This window comes from Marinomonas sp. ef1 (assembly GCF_002806845.1).
GTDB lineage: Bacteria > Pseudomonadota > Gammaproteobacteria > Pseudomonadales > Marinomonadaceae > Marinomonas > Marinomonas polaris.
On record NZ_NHTT01000002.1, the window covers coordinates 342,356 to 362,262 of the forward strand.

Annotated in this window: 14 protein-coding genes; 11 read left to right on the forward strand and 3 right to left on the reverse strand. The window is 41.7% G+C overall.

The annotated features are described in order from the left end of the window. Positions 1-52: 52 nt before the first annotated feature. The 4 genes from pgm to CCS02_RS04055 all read left to right on the forward strand — a co-directional run bounded on the left by pgm (position 53) and on the right by CCS02_RS04055 (position 6,066). Positions 53-1,696, forward strand: a complete 1,644-nt coding sequence (pgm, locus tag CCS02_RS04040; RefSeq protein ID WP_100635876.1) for a phosphoglucomutase (alpha-D-glucose-1,6-bisphosphate-dependent) — start codon at positions 53-55, stop codon at positions 1,694-1,696. Between the two features lie 242 nt (positions 1,697-1,938). Continuing rightward, positions 1,939-4,206, forward strand: coding sequence for a TonB-dependent receptor (locus CCS02_RS04045; protein ID WP_100635877.1), 2,268 nt, complete (start codon positions 1,939-1,941; stop codon positions 4,204-4,206). A gap of 81 nt (positions 4,207-4,287) precedes the next feature. Next, positions 4,288-4,971 carry a Fe2+-dependent dioxygenase gene (locus CCS02_RS04050; protein WP_100635878.1) on the forward strand — a complete coding sequence of 228 codons (684 nt, stop codon included), beginning with the start codon at positions 4,288-4,290 and terminating at the stop codon, positions 4,969-4,971. Further along, a complete protein-coding gene (locus CCS02_RS04055; protein ID WP_100635879.1) occupies positions 4,972-6,066 on the forward strand; it encodes an alpha-hydroxy acid oxidase in 1,095 nt (364 codons plus the stop codon). Between the two features lie 94 nt (positions 6,067-6,160). Here the strand turns inward: CCS02_RS04055 and CCS02_RS04060 are convergent, their stop codons facing one another. The 3 genes from CCS02_RS04060 to ydiJ form a co-directional block, all read right to left on the reverse strand. Beyond that, on the reverse strand, positions 6,161-7,195 hold the full coding sequence (locus tag CCS02_RS04060; protein WP_100635880.1) for an extracellular solute-binding protein: 1,035 nt from the start codon (positions 7,193-7,195) through the stop codon (positions 6,161-6,163). 174 nt (positions 7,196-7,369) lie between these two features. Beyond that, the gene (locus CCS02_RS04065; protein WP_100635881.1) at positions 7,370-8,098 is read right to left on the reverse strand and encodes a spermidine synthase; all 729 of its coding nucleotides are present in this window, start codon (positions 8,096-8,098) and stop codon (positions 7,370-7,372) included. Positions 8,099-8,169: 71 nt separating this feature from the next. Further along, on the reverse strand, positions 8,170-11,244 hold the full coding sequence (gene ydiJ, locus CCS02_RS04070; protein ID WP_100635882.1) for a D-2-hydroxyglutarate dehydrogenase YdiJ: 3,075 nt from the start codon (positions 11,242-11,244) through the stop codon (positions 8,170-8,172). Between the two features lie 151 nt (positions 11,245-11,395). Here ydiJ and CCS02_RS04075 point away from each other — a divergent pair, with 151 nt between their 5' ends. The 7 genes from CCS02_RS04075 to CCS02_RS04105 all read left to right on the forward strand — a co-directional run bounded on the left by CCS02_RS04075 (position 11,396) and on the right by CCS02_RS04105 (position 19,904). Continuing rightward, complete coding sequence (locus CCS02_RS04075) at positions 11,396-12,334, forward strand: 1-aminocyclopropane-1-carboxylate deaminase/D-cysteine desulfhydrase (RefSeq protein ID WP_100635883.1); 939 nt, start codon at positions 11,396-11,398, stop codon at positions 12,332-12,334. A gap of 133 nt (positions 12,335-12,467) precedes the next feature. Next, complete coding sequence (locus CCS02_RS04080) at positions 12,468-13,349, forward strand: NAD(+) kinase (protein ID WP_012069864.1); 882 nt, start codon at positions 12,468-12,470, stop codon at positions 13,347-13,349. 60 nt (positions 13,350-13,409) lie between these two features. After that, the gene (locus CCS02_RS04085) at positions 13,410-14,279 is read left to right on the forward strand and encodes a rhomboid family intramembrane serine protease (protein ID WP_100185796.1); all 870 of its coding nucleotides are present in this window, start codon (positions 13,410-13,412) and stop codon (positions 14,277-14,279) included. A gap of 102 nt (positions 14,280-14,381) precedes the next feature. Continuing rightward, on the forward strand, positions 14,382-14,663 hold the full coding sequence (locus CCS02_RS04090; protein WP_072839098.1) for a YeaC family protein: 282 nt from the start codon (positions 14,382-14,384) through the stop codon (positions 14,661-14,663). Next, positions 14,663-15,487: a DUF2797 domain-containing protein gene (locus tag CCS02_RS04095; RefSeq protein WP_100635884.1), complete on the forward strand. Its 825-nt coding sequence runs from the start codon at positions 14,663-14,665 to the stop codon at positions 15,485-15,487. Before CCS02_RS04090 ends, CCS02_RS04095 begins: the two co-directional genes overlap by 1 nt. Positions 15,488-15,497: 10 nt before the next feature. Next, the gene (gene pepN / locus CCS02_RS04100; RefSeq protein ID WP_100635886.1) at positions 15,498-18,131 is read left to right on the forward strand and encodes an aminopeptidase N; all 2,634 of its coding nucleotides are present in this window, start codon (positions 15,498-15,500) and stop codon (positions 18,129-18,131) included. Positions 18,132-18,311: 180 nt separating this feature from the next. After that, complete coding sequence (locus tag CCS02_RS04105) at positions 18,312-19,904, forward strand: hypothetical protein (RefSeq protein ID WP_100635887.1); 1,593 nt, start codon at positions 18,312-18,314, stop codon at positions 19,902-19,904. The last annotated feature ends 3 nt before the right edge of the window (positions 19,905-19,907 follow it).

Below are 19,907 nucleotides of genomic sequence, written 5' to 3' on the forward strand. Positions count from 1 at the left end.
ATAAGAGAGACTAATTGCATCGGTTTCAATGACTTAATAGGGCATTTAAAATATGGCAATTCATCCTCAAGCAGGGCAGCTTGCTTCTCACGATTTACTTGTAAATCTCCCTGAACTTATGTCGGCTTATTATCTAAAAAAGCCTCGAGTTACTACTCACCCAGATGAACGAGTCAGCTTTGGTACATCAGGTCATCGTGGTAGTGCCTTATTAACCAGTTTTAATGAAAATCATATCTTAGCCATTGCTCAGGCTATTGCCGAATACCGTCAATCTCAAAATGTCTCTGGTCCGTTATACTTAGGTAAAGACACGCATGCTTTGTCTGAAGCTGCTTTTCAAACAACAGTGAGCGTGCTCACGGCTAATGGTGTGAGGGTTCGCACTCAGCTGAATGGCGGTTACACGCCAACGCCGGTTATTTCTCACGCAGTATTAACACACAACAAGATAGAAACAGACACTAGTGATGGCATTGTTATTACGCCTTCTCATAATCCGCCGGAAGACGGCGGTATTAAATATAATTCCAGTAAAGGTGGCCCAGCAGACAAAGATATTACCGACTGGGTAGCAAAAAGAGCGAACGCTTTGCTGGAAAAAAATCTACATGGCGTAAAGCGTTTTTCGTTAGAAGAAGTAGAAAGCAGCGGTTTAATAGAGCCTTTTGACTATATTAATCATTACGTGAATGATCTTGAAAATGTCATTGATATGAAAGCCATCGCTGATGCGAAGATTCGCATTGGTGTTGATCCTATGGGCGGCTCAGGCATTCATTATTGGGAACCCATTGCAAAAAAATATGGTTTAGACATTACAGTTGTTAATAAAGAAGTCGATCCAACCTTCCGTTTTGTGCCGCTTGATAAAGATGGTCGCATCCGCATGGATTGTTCTTCACCGTATTCCATGAAAGGATTGTTAAAGTTGAAAGATGACTTTGATATTGCAGTGGGTAATGATCCTGATTATGACCGTCACGGCATTGTATGTGCTGGCTTTGGGTTAATGAATCCAAATGCGTATCTAGCGGTTGCAATTGAGTACTTATCACAACACAGAAAGCAATGGTCTCAAGATATTCAGTTTGGCAAAACGCTCGTTTCCAGCGGCATGATTGATCGGGTGGTAGCTGGACTTGGTCGTAAGTTGTGTGAAGTGCCAGTTGGTTTTAAGTGGTATGTAGAAGGTTTATACGAAGGCACTATGGCGTTTGGCGGCGAAGAAAGCGCGGGAGCATCTTTCCTGCGTAAAGATGCGAGTGTTTGGACCACAGATAAAGATGGATTCATAATGGCGTTGCTTGCTGCCGAGATCTTAGCTGTAACAGGTAACGATCCGCAGACACTTTATGAAGCGCAAGTTGCTAAATATGGTAAGCCTTTTTACAAGCGTATCGATGTAGCGGCAACGACAGCTCAAAAAGCTTTATTGGGGGCATTAGACGCAAAAGATGTTACGCAAACGCAATTGGCTGGTGAAACGATTGTGTCTGTATTAACGCATGCACCGGGCAATGATGCCGCTATTGGTGGTTTGAAAGTTTCTACTGAAAATGGCTGGTTTGCGGCTAGACCATCTGGCACGGAAAATGTTTATAAAATCTACCTAGAAAGCTTTATTTCAGAAGATCATCTTGCAGAACTTGAAAGTGAAGCTAAGACCTTGGTTGATCACGTACTCCATTCTTAAATCCTCCGGTTCAATTTAATTCGAAAATGCCGCTTCTGTTAGCGGCATTTTATTTCCTATAGATTTTAACGCCTGTTTAAGTTCAGCTAGCCAGAAAACATCAATTATGGACTTTCTCTCTTTTTCTTTACAAAAAAATGTAAAAGAATGTTGACTCCGAACTATAAATGTAAATAATAACCGAAATCATTTACACTATTCCTACTAACTTTGTAAGTTGTATTTAATTAAGGTTTCTTAACGTGAATAAAGATCTAAGCAGTAGTTTATTAGAGAACACTCGTCGCCATCCATTGATGCTAACAGGAATTGCCATAGCTGTTTCCGCTGCATTATCTAGCCAAGTAAAGGCGGAGGAAGCGGATTTAAATACTTTAGTGATAGAAGAGTCAGAGCTTGCGAGTGATGCGAATCCATATGGTGAGCAGGGCGCACCATACAAAGCCAAAAAGATGTCTGATTCTAGATACACCCGTGATATCGCTGAGACCCCAAAAACGGTTACCGTTTTGACAAAAGATTCGATTGAAGAGTCTGGTAAAACAGACTTAGAAAGTATTTTGAGCGCACAACCAGGTATTACTTTAGGTACAGGAGAAGGCGGCAACTCCTTTGGTGATCGTTACATTATTCGTGGTTATGAAGCGCGTAGCGATGTTTATACTGATGGATTGCGTGAGCCTGGATTGATTTCTCGTGAAACCTTTGCCCTAGAGCAAGTTGAAATATCTAAAGGCCCAAGCTCGACATTTGGCGGCCGTGGTACAACCGGCGGTGCCGTTAACTCTGTGACGAAGAAGCCATCTTATGATGAAGATTTTTCTATCATTAGCGGCACGCTTGGGGCGGATAGTAAGCAACGTTATACCCTTGACACTAATAAGGCGATTAATGACGAAGTTGCCGTGCGTTTTAATGCGCTTTACTCAGAAGCAGATGTCCCTGATCGCGCACCAGCAGGAATTGAGCATAAAGGGTTCTTGTTATCTGGTGTTTATGAGCCAAATGCTGATGTTGCTATTAATGCGGACTATTACTATTTTCGAGGGAATGATAAAGAAGATGTTGGGCATGCTTTTAACCGTACAACAGAGTCATTTAATAAATATGATTATGTTGGTCAAAAAGGGCTAGATTTCAAAAAAAGTGAAGCGGATATCGCAACGATAAAAGTGAGTGCTTATCTTACCGATGACTTACGAGTAGAAAACAAAACTCGTTATGGTGAGACAACAAATGACTATGTTGTCTCTGCTTATCAAGACGGTTGGACCAGAAGTGTTATTACGAATGTTCGCAATTTTGATGCTTGGCAAGAAAATAAATATCTTGGAAATCAGACAAATTTTATCTGGGATACGGATTTATTTGGTAAGCGTAACACTATAGTTACTGGTGTTGAGTATGCAAATGAACAGACTAAGATTGGTGACCACGACTATAGTTCAACAAATAGTGCCACTCTTAATGATCCGTATAATGCCGATAACAATTTATTTCAAGGAACAGTGACTAGAAATTCAGCCTCTAGCAAACTGACGCTTGAAACTATTTCTGTTTATTTAATGGATACAGTCACCTTATCAGATGATTGGGAAGTTCATGGTGGTGCTCGTTATGACTATTTTGACTACAAATTGAACGACATTGCAAATAGTACAAAATATCAATTTTCAGATGGTGTTTGGAACGGGCATTTAGGCGCCGTTTATTCTCCATGGGAGCATGGTAATGTTTATGCTACTTGGTCGACTTCATCCAACATTAATGGCGGTGAAATTGATGCTGGGACAAGCTGTGGTTATGGTGGTCTGTGTACCGATCAAAATGGAAACTATAAGGCTGCTAAACCAGAAACATCTACGAATTTAGAATTGGGTACAAAATGGAACCTAATGAATCACAAGTTACTACTCACTGCAGCTTTATTTCAAATTACTAAAAGTGATGTTATTGAGTCAGGAGTTGATTCATATAATTCTGGCGGAACTTTTAATACTGGTGAGAACAGAGTGCGCGGAGTTGAGTTAGGTTTATCTGGCAATATTACTGATAAATTAAGTGGTCAGGCTGGTTTAGCGCTTATGGATTCTGAAACACTTAAATCTTACTGGGATGGAACTCATGCAAGTACTGGTCGTGGTGGTGCTGTCTCATACCCTAACCGCGTTGGTGGTGCAAAAGCAAACTTTGCAGAGCAAAGTTTTAATGTACAGCTGAAGTATCAATTCACTCCTGCGTTTGCATTTGGTGCGATTGCAACTCATTCGAGCGAAATGCTTGGCGGCCAGCCAGATGAAGGGTCATTGGATACTAATGTAATTGAGACGCCTGCATATACTGTTTATGACGTTTTTGCGACCTACCAAGTGAATAAAAACTTCGATATTCAAGCCAATGTGCAAAACTTAACCGATAAAGAATACTACACAGCGATTTACCGTGGTGGCAGTATTGCTTATCTTGGTGCTGGTCGCTCTGCTAGCGTGACAGCAAAATATAAGTTCTAATACCTCTATCATAAAAACCTAACCATAGACACAATTAGGCGTAATCCTAATTGTGTCTATCTGTTTCTACTGAGAAGAAGTATGTTAATTACTATTCCAAATGTGTTGTCTGAGCATGAACTCCAGCAGTATCGACAGCATTTGAATTCTGCCGATTGGGAAAATGGTTTAAGTAGCGCTGGAGCTCAATCCGTTCACGTTAAACAAAACCAGCAGTTGAATCCCGAAAGTAAATTAGCGCAACAATTAGGCGATCACATACTACAAGTGTTATCAGAAGCCGCTAAATTTGTCTCAGCGGCATTGCCTTTGAAAATCTCTTCTCCCATGTTTAATTGTTATCAAAATGGCGGTCATTATGGCTGGCATGTTGATAATGCTATTCGCATTATTCCTGGCACACCGGTGAGACTAAGAACGGATTTATCTGCGACAATTTTTTTGAATGACCCGAGCGAGTACGAAGGTGGCGAGCTTTGTATTAAAGATACGTATGGTGAGCATCAGATAAAATTACAGGCAGGTGATATGGTTTTATACCCTTCTACCAGTTTACATCAGGTGTTACCTGTAACAAAAGGTCAGCGACTCGCCAGCTTTCTGTGGATTGAAAGCATGGTACGAGATCATGAGCAACGTGAAATTCTTTTCGATCTTGATCAAAATATTCAAGTATTAGGCACAGAGCATGGTTTAGATAATCCTCAAGTGGTTAGTCTAAGTGCCTTATACCACCGTTTAATTCGACTACATGTAGATACCTAAATGACAGCTTCGATTATTCCAAATGATGCTCTTTGTGTTGCTGACTACCAACGCCTTGCAAAAGAAATGTTACCTCATGCCATTTATGAATATATTTATGGCGGTGGTGGTGATGAGCTTACACTGAAGCATAATCGCTCTGCACTTGATGCGATTCAGCTTTGGCCTAGAGTATTAAATGATGTTACCCAAGGAACGACAGCGACTACTGTGCTTGGTGAATCTTGGCGTTCACCCATCATGTTGGCGCCAGTTGCCTTTCAAACTATGGTGCATCATGCAGGTGAAATTGCCACTGCAAAAGCGGCAAGTGCTTTAGATGTTGGCATGATGGTAAGTACCTTGGCGAGTCATTCTATTGAGGATGTATCCAAAGAACTATCTAGCCAAAAATGGTTTCAGTTGTATTGGCAATTGGATCGAGGCTTCAATTTAGAACTTGTTCGTCGAGCGGAGAAGTCAGGCTATACCGCTCTTGTTGTCACTGTAGATTCGGCCATTCACGGAATCCGTAATCGTGCACAAAGAGCAAATTTCACTTTACCGGAAGGTATTACGGCTATTAATCTTGCTAATCGCCCTCCGTTGCCCTCCAACTCTTTTACACCGGATCAAAGTATCGTTTTTCAAGGTATGATGAGCGAAGCTCCAACTTGGGAAGACATCGCTTGGCTAATAAAGCAAACTGAATTACCGATAGTAGTAAAAGGTATTTTACATCCTTCTGATGCAATTAAAGCTAAGTCTATAGGGGCAAAAGGCGTGGTTGTATCTAATCATGGTGGTCGAACATTGGACTGCGTGCCAAGTGCGATTGAAGTTTTACCCGATATTCGTCAAGCGGTAGGAGAGAGTTTTACGCTTTTAATGGATGGCGGTATACAGCGTGGAACAGATGTTTTTAAGGCTGTTGCACTTGGTGCTAATGCTGTTTTGATTGGGCGGCCACAGATTTATGCATTGGCTGTAGCGGGAGCGGCAGGTGTTGCGCATATGTTGCGTATTCTTCGCGAAGAATTAGAAGTCGCCATGGCGTTAGCTGGAACGGCCACAATTGAAGATATTAATTCTGCCGCTATATATAAACATCGTTAGTTCAGATCGAATTCATATAATAATAAAAATGCCAGCTTCCTTATTAAGGGCGCTGGCATTTTTTTGATCGCTTTTTAGTGGAAAGGGCTGTAACTTACTTCCAGCCACCCTTATTCATTAACTCTACGGCCAATCTGTTATTTTCTCCTAAGGCGCTAAGAGATAGAGAGTCTGCTTTAAACTCTCCAAATGGTTGTAAGCTTTTAGGTGGTGCTATCCCTTCAACGACAGGATATTCGGTATTTGCTTGTGCATACCAGGTTTGGCTTTCCTCATTTGTTAGGAAATCGACTAAGCGACGAGCGTTACGTACATTGGATGCAGATGCGGTTATACCTATCCCACTAACATTAACATGAGCACCACGCTCGTTTTCACCTTGATTAGGCCAGAATAGGGCGACGTTATTATAAATCTCACGTTCTTTTGGGTCATCACTTTGACCAAGTCGACCATAGTAATAAGAATTGGCTAGGGTGACATCACAGACGCCAACTGATACCGCGTTTAGTAAATCTGTATCGCCACCAAAAGGAGGTCGAGATAAATTATTAACAAACCCTTTGATCCATTCAAGGGTTTTTTCTTGACCATTCGCAGAGATCATAGAGGCAACTAATGACTGATTATAAATGTTAGAAGAGGAGCGAGTGCATAGGCGTCCTTTCCACTTTGGACTTGCTAAATCTTCATAAGTTGAAAGTTCTGAATTAGAGACTTTTTTGGGGTTGTAAAAAATAATACGTGCACGCTGCGATAAACCATACCAATAGCCTTCAGGGTCTTTTAAATTATTTGGTATAACTTCATTTAATGTATCGGTCTCAAAGGTTCGTAGTACACCTGCTTCCTTAGCTCGAAAAAGGCGACCAGCATCAACCGTAATGAAAATATCAGCTGGGCTTGCATCACCTTCGGCTTTAAGGCGATTTAATAATATATCAGCGTCGCCAGTAACTAGGTTTACATTCACGCGATATTTTTTAGAATAAGCGTCTAGTGCTGGCGCAATCAAAGCCTCTTTACGGGCTGAATAAATATTTACCTCACCACTGGCAAAAACAATAGATGGGGAGGTGATAAATAACATTGCTAATGAAGAGGTCAATAAGCGCATTTTTGGTTTCATATTAATAGTCGTCAGTAGTCTAAATGTAGAATAGTCATCATAAGTTCATGGGGACTTCATATCCAATTCTATTTCTAAATGAAAATTATTTCTATTGTTAAGTGATATTTGTTTCTAGCCTTGGATATACAAATACTTTATTTGTGCCCCTCAATAGATTCGTTATGTAGGTTTTTAAATTTCCGACAACCTAGATAGCCATTTAGTTAACTGGAAGCCCATTTTATCACTTAGCTTTTGCGCGGCGGCTTTGAGTTCTTTGGCGTTGCTGTGGTTCATTCTTTTGCCTGCAATGATCACCCAGTTACCACTTCCCGTATCCAAGGCTCTGACATCGTTAAAGTGCTGCTTAATCACAGTGGTGAGGTCATGATTATTCTTTTGATCAATCCAGCAATTTAAAGCTAACCAACCATCTTCTTTGATATTTTTCGCACAGTTTTCAATAAAGCTTGCTTGAAGAACCGAGCGATCCATTCCTTCTGTGTTATAAAGATCAGTCATTAGTAAATCGACTTTCTTAGCTAGGCCTGCTGCCATGTAATCAATTCCATTGGCGACTTCCAAGCTGATGCGCTTGCCTCTAGGTAATTTGAAATACATTTCAGCCGCATCCAGCACTTCTTGGCGTAGTTCAACAGCTGTGATATGAATTGCAGGAACCGTGTGGTGAAGCGCGTTAAGTAAAGTGCCGCCGCCCAATCCTAAGATGCATACTCGTTTTGGCTCACAGAATAGTAAAGGTAGCATCATGGCTTGAGTGTATTCGTGCTGCAAAATATGTGGAGTAGAAAGGCGGATACGACTTTGCTCATCACCTTCAGCAAAAGATAGGATGCGGTATTGACCATCATCAAAAATGCGAATTGGGCCAAGTTCATCTGCGCTGTCATGTAATAACATAGTGTTCCTTCAATAAAAATAGATAAGGCTCGAATAACCGAGCCTTATTGATAAGCTTTAAGCGTTTAAAACTACTCGACTCGTGCTTCTCGGAGATGCTTCAAGATTGCCTGCACTGGATGAGGAATGGCAACATCATCAAAACGCTTGGCTTGGCTACGGCAAGAGTAGCCTGTTGCCACTAGCTTTCCGAGTAAGCCAGGGTCGGTTACTTTTTCTTTCCAAGACAAGTCATAAATGGTTTTCGAGGTTTCTTTATTGGCGGTTTCATGACCATAGGTCCCCGCCATGCCACAACAACCGACGTTTTCGACTTTTAGTTCCAGACCTAAAATGCTGTACACTTTTTGCCAATCTTGAATTGATGCTGCAGCATTGGTTTTTTCTGTGCAATGCGTCATTAGGTGGTAAGTTGAGTTATCACACATCAAAGGCTGCTTAATGAGATGTGTACTTTTTTTCATCAACCATTCTTGCATCAACTGGATGTTCGGTATTTGACGACTATCGCTAAAGGCTTTGGTGTATTCCGATCGATAAGTAAGCGTCATCGAAGGGTCAATACCGATAAATGGTAAGCCATAAAATGCCAAGCTTTGCAGCATGTCTAAGTTCTTTCGAGCAGTTCGGTTAAAAGCTTTCATGAAACCATGTACATGTAAGGGTTTGCCATTAGGCATGTAAGGCGCGAGATAAGCTTGGAAGCCTAGACGACTTAGAGTTTCCATAGTGTCTAGTACCAATTCGGTTTCAAAGTAACTGGTGAAAGCATCTTGCACCACAATAACGGCGCGCGTTCTGTCTTTTGGACTTAAGGCTTCAATGGCCAATGGTGTAGCTAAGCGAATGCCACGACGCGACATTTCTTTTTTCAGATTGAGCTTGCTCAGTTTGGGATTGTCGGCCAAACCTATGTACTTGCTACTGAAGTGATTCACCCAACTACGGCTCACCAACCAATTGTATGGCTGCGGAAATATCGCCATGGTTGGCATCATGAATTCTAGCGAGCCGATAAGATAATCTTTGGCGGGTCGCAGGTAACGGCTGTAGTAAAGCTCCAAGAATTTTGCCCTGAATTCTGGGACATCGACTTTAATTGGGCATTGGCCGACACAAGATTTGCACGCCAAGCAGCCCATCATAGATTCGTGAACTTCGTTGGAGAAATCATAGTCTCCGCGACGTTTCGCTAACGTGTTTTTAAGCCTTGGCAAGAAGCTGAAAAGAAAGTTGCTATCTTTGGCGTCTTTGCTTGCTTTAACCGTATCAACGCCTTGCTGGCTCATTCCACGTAGCCATTCACGTATTAATGAGGCACGACCTTTTGGCGAATGACGGCGATCTCGGGTGCCTTTCCAGGAAGGGCACATAGCATCATTTGGATCAAAGTTATAGCAGGCGCCGTTGCCGTTGCAATACATGCCTTCCTGAAACTGATCGCGGTTTTGAAGCGGAATCTGACGATCAAATTGACCACGCAAAGGTACCGCATCGATTTTTAATAAATCAGCACCGAGTTCAAATGGTGTAGCAATTTTTCCAGGATTTAATTGATTTCTTGGATCGAAAGCGCCTTTCACTTGTTGAACACTTGGGTAAAGTTCGCCAAAAAAAGCTGGGGCGTATTCAGAGCGAACACCTTTACCATGCTCGCCCCACAGTAAGCCGTTGTATTTCTGAGTGAGGGCAACCACCTTGTCGGTGATTTCTCTAATCATCGGCTCTTGAGACTCATCCTTAAGATCAAGGGCTGGGCGAACATGTAATACGCCCGCATCTACGTGTCCGAACATGCCATATTGCACGTTGTAGCTGTCTAGAACGGCGCGAAATTCCATAATGAAATCTGCAAGATTTTCTGGCGGAACAGCAGTATCTTCGACGAAGGGAATAGGGCGTTTTTCTCCCTTAGCGTTACCGAGCAGACCAACGGATTTTTTACGCATTGTCCAAAGCTTGTTAACACTGTCGTGTCCCATGGCAATGGTATAACCAAGAGCGCTACTACCGCCTTGTTTGGCTAAGGCATCTAGCTTGTCGGTTAGGACCTTAATTTTATCGGCAACTTCTTGTTCATCATTCCCTGTGTATTCTACTAGATTAATGCCTTGGATATTTTCCCCGGTGTTTTCTGGGAAAAACTCAGATACGGAGTTCCAAATGATGTCGCCTTTAGCAAGACCGAGAACTTTGGAGTCGACGGTTTCGATAGAGGTTGGTTTAGCAGCCAGTAGTTCACGAGCATGACGAAGCGAACCTTCAAAGCTGTCATAACGAATATTCACTAAGGCTGCATAAGTCGGAATAGCTAGAAGGTTTACTTTGGCTTCGACAATAAAACCTAATGTGCCTTCTGAGCCGCAAAGCACCGAGTTCATATTGAATTGGCCATCCTCTGTGCGAATGTGAGCCAAATCATAGCCGGTTAAGCAGCGGTTAAGTTCAGGAAAGGTTTCTTTGATTTGTTGGGCTTTGCTTTTCTGAATGTTATCTACAACACGGTGAGCATGGGCAGAATAATCGCTACCGCTTTGAATGTTAGTAAGTGTCTCGTCATCTATAGGAGAAGATTCTAATAGATGCCCATCTAACAATACGGTTTTGAGTGAAAGAATGTGGTCTCGCGTTTTTCCATACATTACCGAGCCTTGTCCGCTGGCATCGGTATTGATCATGCCGCCAATGGTGGCACGATTGCTGGTTGATAATTCTGGTGCGAAAAACAAACCATGGGGCTTTATGGCTTTATTTAGCTGATCTTTTACCACACCAGCTTCAACACGAGCCCAACCTTCTTCTGGGTTAATTTCCAAAATACGGTTCATATGCTTGGATAGATCAATCACTAATCCATCCGTCAGCGACTGACCGTTGGTACCTGTTCCACCGCCTCTAGGGCTTAACACGATATCGTAAAATTCTTCTTGGTTGGATAACTGCACCAACAACTGAATATCTTGGGTATTCTTAGGGAAGATAACTCCTTGAGGTAATACTTGATAAATTGAGTTATCGGTCGACAGAACAACGCGATTGGCGTAATCAGGATTGGTGTCTCCTGAGAATCCTGAAGCTTTCAGGCGTTCGATGAAAGAAAGGTATTTAGCCTGGATCGGCGAGACTTCAGAAAGCTTTGGAATCATGGTTCATCTCCACAAATGATGAGTGCGCAGATTTTAACAAAGAAACGTCTATGAGAGTGATTTTTCTGAGTTGAAAAAAAGTGTGTGATACCCCTCTAAAAACTCATGTTACTATGCAAAGGATTTCCATTTACCGTAACTGGGTTTATTTGTGTCTTTCATTCAGCCAATCACTTTGTCACCAGTTTGCCAGCAATCGCCTAAGATTCAATATGAATTAGATATTTACCGTGGCGATCTTGAACACCCTAATGCTCCGGGCAATAAATGGCATAAACTGCAACATCACCTTAAAGCAGCCGAAAAACAAAACGCCTCTGTCATCGCGACCTTTGGTGGACCTTTTTCGAATCATCTTCATGCTTTTGGGATGACACTTAGAGCTTTGTCTTTTAAAGCGGTTGCTGTTGTTCGGGGAGAATTACAGCCTCAATTGACTCCTACTTTAAGAGATATGGTCGAAGATGCTGTTGAGTTATGGCCTTCTTTAAGATCCGATTATCGACTTGGAATGGATTCACAAATAGTGAGTGAAATAAACAAACACCACGATAATGTCTACTGGGTTCCTGAGGGTGGTGGTGGGGACCTTGGCGCTATGGGCTGCCATGATTGGGCGAACGACATTAGTGCTATTGCTAATAAATACGATGCTTGGGTTGTCTCGTCTGGAACCGGGACAACCGCTGCAGGGTTATTGTCTAATATTAATACGCCTGATTTACATGTATTCAGTGCATTAAAAGGTGAGCCCGCTCAAAGAAGTTTAATTTTAGACTTAGCAAGTCAGCTAGCAGCTGAGTCAATGTCGAAAGAGAGCTTAGATGCAAAATTGTTTTTTCACTCCGATTGTCATGAAGGTGGTTACGCCAAACACAGTCCTGCCTTAATCATCTTTATGAGAGAGTTTGCACAAGTAAATCCTAACTACCCGCTTGATCCTGTTTATACAAGTAAAAGCATGTTTGCTATTTTTAATGCGATGAAAGAGGGTGCGTGGCCATATCACCGTACATTATTTATCCATACGGGCGGTTTGCAAGGCTGGCGAGGATATTCAAAAGATACTAATCCCTACGCGTGTTCTTAACGAGATGGCGATAGTTGGCGTCTTCATGTTAAAGTTGCCCAACTTATGTAAAACCCATGCGAAAAATAAAAACCGTTATAAATACTTTAGTGGGTTGATTTGTTTACATCGATAGACGGGAAGAGAATGACACATGAGTCTTTTTAGACGTGTTGGTATTATTGCTCGATTAGATAAACCTCAGATTCTTGATACGGTTAAGAAACTGATGGAGTATCTTCAAGAAAAAGACATTGCCCCGGTGCTTGAAGACCAATTGGCGACCATGATGCCGGGCGTGAAAGTCGCATCTTCGGCATTAAAAGAGTTAGGTGATCATTGTGATATGGTCATGGTAGTGGGAGGTGACGGTAGTTTCCTTGGCGCTGCTAGAGCAATATGTAATTACGACATTCCTGTGCTAGGTATCAACCGAGGTACGTTGGGTTTTCTAACAGATATCTCTCCACACAATCTTCAAGAAGAATTAGATCCTATTTTTCGTGGTGAATACCATGAAGAAAAGCGCTTTATGATTGAAGCGAAAATCAAGCGTCAGAATCGTCCTAGTGGCGAAGGTATTGCGCTCAATGATTTGGTTCTTCACCCTGGTAAGTCTGCTCGAATGATTCGTTTTGATCTATTTATAGACGATCAGTTTGTGATGAATCAAAAATCAGACGGTTTAATTGTTGCCACGCCAACAGGCTCAACGGCTTACGCGCTGTCTGCTGGTGGCCCGATTATGCTGCCTAAATTAGATGCCTTAGTCTTGGTGCCGATGCATCCACACACGTTAAGTAATCGACCTATCGTGATTGATGCAAATGCAAGAATCCGCATTGTAGTATGTGAATCTAACCTTACTTACCCAAGCGTCAGTTGCGATGGCCAGCTTAATATTACAGCAGCACCAGGAGATGAGATCCACATCACTAAAAAAGCCGGTGGAATTCGACTAATACACCCTAAAAATCATGACTTTTATAACGTGTGTCGTGACAAGCTAGGTTGGCAATCAAGTTACCGACCTTAAACCGTTGGGTTGTAGTTAAATTTTTAATCATTTTATAAATATATCCTCTTTAGGGGCTCCATGTATTTTGTCTATCAGTTCAAAGAAACAGAAGACCCTAAAGGGTTAACCGAAGCCTTGTGGCACCATAAAGTTGCACACCAAATTATTTTCAAAGATGGTCATAATGAATTGTGGTTGTTGGATCCAAGCCAATTACCCGCAGTTGAACAACTTATGACGATTTGGAAAGACGATCCAGCGTTGTTGCAGCAAGCCAAACCAGCTTCTGTAGTTAGAACAACCTCTAAGGGTGGGGTTATTTCTCAGCTCAAATTGTCGCCAGTAACGACAATCTTATTATTGTTAACTTTGCTGGTGGCGGTGATTACTCAACTTGGCGCAGACATCAAGACAGTTGGCTACTTTTCTATCAGTCCATTCGATATTAAAAATGGGCATATTTACTTTTATGATTTGGCTGAAGTCTTCTCTAAAGGTGAGTATTGGCGTTTTTTTACTCCAGCATTATTGCATTTTAGTGTGCTCCATATTGTCTTTAACACCTTATGGATCTGGGATATTGGCGGTAAATTAGAGCGTATTCTAGGATCGGTCGTTTGGAGTGTTGGTGTTGTCATCATTGCTGTACTAAGTAACGTTTTACAGTATCAGATAAGTGGTTACCCTTTGTTTGGTGGTTTATCTGGTGTGGTGTACGGTTTAATTGGTTTTGCATGGCTTTTGCCTGTTTTAAGTAAGCGCTGGCCAATCATTATCAGCAAACAATTGATGGTGTTCTTTGTGGTTTGGCTGGGTATAGGTTATACGCCTTTTCCTGAAATGTTAGGTCTTGGCAGTATTGCCAATACGGCTCATACCATTGGTTTGCTGTCAGGATTAGTGCTTGGTGTTATTTATTGGCTCGCGACAAAACACCGTCAAAGTTAGTTAGACTAGGCCTATGCCTGTATTTCAACTTATAGATTTCACTTTATATTTTACTTATCAGATTTTAACAACAGCCTGCTTGAACGCGGGGAGATACGAAAAATGAATTTTAAAGAAATGATCGACAATATGTCGCCTGAAGTGTACGTCAGACTGAAACAAGCAGTGGAACTTGGTAAATGGCCCAATGGTGTGAGATTGACGCCTGATCAAACAGAATTATGTCTTCAAGCTGTTATAACTTATGACTACAGCAATAAAGAAGAAAAAGATCGTGTTGGTTACATCGACACCACAGGTCATAAAAACGTCGGTAAAAAAGACCCTGCTAAAGAACAAGACACCATTAAATGGGTTGGCGATGGTCCTGAGGGACAAGTTTGATGTTGCAGGGCAATCTTAAAAAAATGTCGACTGAGGTTCATGATGGCCAAGTTTATTACCATCTGAATTTGGGGAATGATCGTGTGTTGGTTAATGACCTGCTGGGCAAAAAAGTATCTTTGCATCTTGATGGAACGATTCATTGTGTTAATTGCGGCAAGGTAACAAAGAAATCGTTTAGCCAAGGTTTTTGCTTTAATTGCTTTCGGAAATTGGCCGCTTGCGACACTTGCATCATGAGTCCAGAAAAGTGTCACTTTCACTTAGGAACCTGCCGAGAGCCTGAATGGGCTGAGCAGTATTGCATGCAAAGCCATTATGTTTATTTGGCTAATTCATCAGCTTTAAAAGTAGGCATTACTCGAGGCGATCAATTGCCTACGCGATGGATTGATCAAGGGGCAACACAAGCTAGGGCTTTGTTTAGAGTACAAAACCGCAGAATGTCAGGCTTAGTCGAAACCTTATTTAAAACCCAAGTGGCGGATAAAACTAATTGGCGCAATATGCTCAAAGGATCATCCATTGAGATGGATCTTGAGCAAGAGCAAGAACGTTTAATTGATCGACTTTATGAAGGACTGGATTCCTTGCAACATGAATTTGGGTTGCAGTCCATTACCGATTTATCCGATGAAAATGAAACTCATGAATTTACCTACCCAGTTTTAGAATACCCAACCAAAATTACCAGCCTTAACGCAGAAAAAACGCCTCTCATCGAAGGTACTTTGATGGGGATTAAAGGCCAATATTGGATGCTAGACACTGGCGTGATAAACATTCGTAAATACACTGGTTATCAAGCGACACTGAACTTTTAGGAGAGAGCACATGAAAGAGAGTCAACCTTCAGCGATTTATTTGAAAGACTATAAAGTCCCTCCTTTTCTAATTGATAAAACAGAACTCACATTTGATCTAGATGAAGCGACAACGATCGTTACTTCTCGTCTGCATATGCGCCGTAATCCAGCCTTTGGTAAATCGACAGCACCTTTGATTCTAGACGGTGGTGAAGACGTTAAACTGATAGGTGTTGCCATGGATGACTATGCGCTACCTCCAGAGGAGTACCGAATCAGTGAAGACAAACTGATTATTACAGCGACCGCGGATGAATTTGTTCTGACCTGTGAAACCTTGATTGAGCCGCAAAACAACACACGCCTAGAAGGTCTATATCGTTCGTCTTCTATGTTCTGTACACAGTGTGAAGCCGAAGGTTTCCGCCACATTACCTATTACCTCGATCGTCCTGATGTAATGTCAGTGTTTACTACCACTATCATTGCTGACGAAGCCCGTTATCCAGTGATGTTATCTAACGGTAATGAAGTGGAGCGTGGTAAAACTGATGAAGGCAAAACGGTTGTTGTATGGCACGACCCATTCCCTAAGCCTGCTTATCTTTTTGCTTTGGTTGCAGGGGATCTTGCGGTAAAAAATGATGTGTTTACGACACTGAGTAAACGCGATATTAAACTGCAAATTTTTACTGAGTCTCATAACATCGACAAAGTCGATTACGCAATGGAAGCGCTAAAACGCTCTATGAGTTGGGATGAAGAAACCTACGGGCGCGAATACGATCTGGATATTTTTATGATCGTTGCCGTGGATGATTTCAATATGGGTGCGATGGAAAACAAAGGGCTGAATATTTTTAATTCGTCTTGTTTGTTAGCCAGCCCAGAAACCACAACCGACGATACCTACTTACGCGTAGAAGCGATTGTTGCTCACGAATATTTCCATAACTGGTCCGGTAACCGTGTTACTTGCCGTGATTGGTTTCAGTTGAGCTTAAAAGAAGGTTTTACTGTATTCCGTGATCAAACCTTCTCTGCAGACATGCATTCCGAAACAGTGAAACGTGTAGAAGACGTTTCTTTCCTTAAAACAGCGCAATTTGCTGAAGATGCGGGTCCAATGGCTCATCCTGTACGTCCAGCATCCTTCATCGAAATTTCTAACTTTTACACTCTGACTGTCTATGAAAAAGGCGCGGAAATTGTCCGCATGATTCATACATTGTTAGGTGCTGAAAAGTTCCGTGCTGGTTCAGATTTGTATTTTGATCGTCACGATGGACAAGCCGTGACCTGTGACGATTTTGTTGCTGCAATGCAAGATGCATCTGGCTTTGACCTTTCTCAATTCAAACGCTGGTACTCTCAAGCAGGTACGCCGATTGTTACAGTGACAGATAGCTTTGACGAGGCAACAGGAACGTATCGTTTAACGATGAAACAAGATACGCCAGTCACTCCAGGTCAACCAACAAAATTGCCACTGCATATTCCGGTCCGTGTTGGTTTGCTTGATGAGCAGGGCGTAGCTTTGTCTGCTGAAGTAAATGGTGTTGTTGCAGAAGATCATGTGCTGCATTTGAAATCTAGCGAGCAAGAGTTCGAGTTTAGCGGTTTAACCGCGAAGCCTGTGCCATCTTTACTACGCGGCTTTTCAGCGCCAGTGAAATTACGTTATGACTATTCTTCTAAGGATTTATTGCTATTGTTGTCTGCAGATTCTGATGGTTTTAACCGCTGGAGTGCATCGCAACAATTGGCAGTTAACGAAATTACCACGTTAATCAATCAGGCAATTGAAGGAAAAGCACTATCTATCGATTCTCAATTAGTTCATGGCTTTAAGGCCTTATTAAATGATGAAACGCTAGACCCAGCCATGGTTGCATTGATTCTGGCTTTGCCAAGCCAAGCGTATTTATCTGAGCTAGCAAATCCAATTTATCCAGCCGCTATCAAACAAGCTCGCCAATATTTAAAAATTCAGTTGGCGAATGCATTGTCGCCTGACTTTGAACGTGTTTATCGCAAACATAAAATCCAAGGTGAATACAAAGCGACTGCGCAAGATATAGCTCATCGTTCCCTGAAAAATATAGCGTTATCTTATTGGCTTGAAGCTGATAGTGAGCTTGCTCAGCAAGAGGTTGTGACGCAATTCAAGACTGCAAATAACATGACAGATCAATTTGCTGCGCTTTCTATTGCTGTGAATTCTCAACATAATAAGGCAGCGGAGCTACTGGCTGCTTTCTATGAGCAGTGGAAGTCTGAGCCATTGGTTGTGAATAAATGGCTAATGTTAAGTGCAAGCCAAGAGCAACAAACAGCGTTGGCTACCGTCAAAGATTTGATGGCACATCCTGCTTTTGATTTGAAAAACCCAAATAAAGTACGCTCTGTCTTGGGTGGATTTGGCCAAAGTGTTGCTGGCTTTCATAAAGAGGATGGCAGCGGTTACCATTTCTTGGCTGATCAAATCATTGTGTTAAATAAGCGTAATCCGCAAATTGCTTCTAGACTTTGTACACCATTAACTCGCTGGAAAAAAATGCAGCCAGAGCTAAGTGTCATGATGAAAGCTGAACTTGAACGTATTTTAGCGGAAGATTTGTCTAAAGATGTTTATGAGGTGATTTCTAAAAGTCTCGCCTAACAACACTGACTAATACATTAAGTTAATTAAAGCCCTTGTGGATTTCACCCCAAGGGCTTTTTTATGGTTTGTTTGATATTGTTTGGAGAATTGTCTTTACTACTTCTTTGCATTCTATACTTAATTCTGGCATAAGAGTGGTAACCTATTGTCGACCTTGAGTTTATTAAGGAGCGAAAAATGAAAGCACGTACGACGATTTTGATTCCTATTACCTTGGGCCTAATGATGTCTGCCTGTACGACATCCTCACGCCAGCAAACTGACTCTGTTATTGAGCCGACTGCAAGTTCTACCGAATCAGTATCTCAAACCACACCTCAAGCCCCAGTTGTTAGCGCAAAAGAAATGGAATTAGAAAAAGAGGTAGGGGCAAAAAACTCTCTTATTGATTCCCTACAAAAACAACTTGCGAATAACAAAAGGCAGCTTGCTTCCTTAAATAAATCTCTTGATGAAAAAGACATCATCATAGCTAAGCTGCAGAAGTCACCGTCAAGCGCCAATTCTTTAGCGGTATTAGAAGAGCAAAAGAAATTACGAGAATCGCTTGAATCACGCTATGCCGCATTAAAATTAGATAATGATTTACTCATGCGTCGTATCGGTCAGTTGGAAAATGAAAACTCTTCATTAAAACAGCAGGTTTCTAGCTTAGAAAATTTGCCTACATCACAAGATGACTTTAAACAAAGCTATTTTGCTTTGTTAGGCGACAATGCTGAATTACAAGGTAAATATGCTAATTTAGAAGCTGACAATCAAGCCAATCAAAAACGACTTACAGCCCTTAAAAAAGAAAATTTGATGTTAGGTGGTGCTTTATCTGACGCAAGAGCTCAGCATCAAGTTTTATGGGACAAAATTCATTCGTTAGGTGGTGATGACTCTGCTCGCTCCGAAAAAGTGCCGCAATTGAGCACTCCAATTATTCAGCCTGTTGCGAATAATAATTCAGATTACGAGCGTGAAAATTCGCAGATGCGGATTGAGCTGGCTGACTTAAAAAACCAACTGGTAAGGCAAAAATCGCTTATTGAAGAATATAAAAGTGATGTCTTGAAGTTGGAATCAGCACTTGATGAAGGTGCTGATTATGAGGCTCGCTGGAAAGATCTTGATAATAAACTAGCTCAAGCTCAACAAAATAACACAGTGCTAACCGCTCAGCTTAACACTGCTGGAGAAGAACTTGCTGCCAGTCAAGCGGAACTTAGTGCATTGTCTGCTCGCCTAGCCAGTACTCAACAAGCGTTGGAAACAAACGAAAATAGTGGTATCTCAGTAACCGCAGCAATAGAAGCTTTGCAATCGCAAATGAGCTCCGCATTGCAGAACGTACAGTGGCAATTACCTAATGAAATTGCTTTGCATAATAATTTTGAAATTTTGGTTTCTGCAGACGTTCGTCCTTCGCTTTCCGGCCAGGTCTATCAAGCAGAATTAGTCACTGACAGTGATATTCAAATGATCAGTGATCGCATCGCTAGCGCAGTCGTTCAAAATGGTCGTTTGCAATGGCGTTGGCGCGTAGCTGGATTAAATGAAAAGCCGGAAGCACAACTTAATCTATTTGTTAGTCAGCAAATCGCCTTCCAAGATCAAACGATTCAGCGACAAGTATATCGAGGTAATGAAACCTTATCTTTGATCAATACTAACTTGTTTGAAAAATACGGTTATTGGGGTATCGCAATTTTGCTTGGCTTATTAGGTGGTTTTCTTATTGGCCGCATTAACAAATCAAAAAATAATCAAGCACTGAATTCTTAAAAC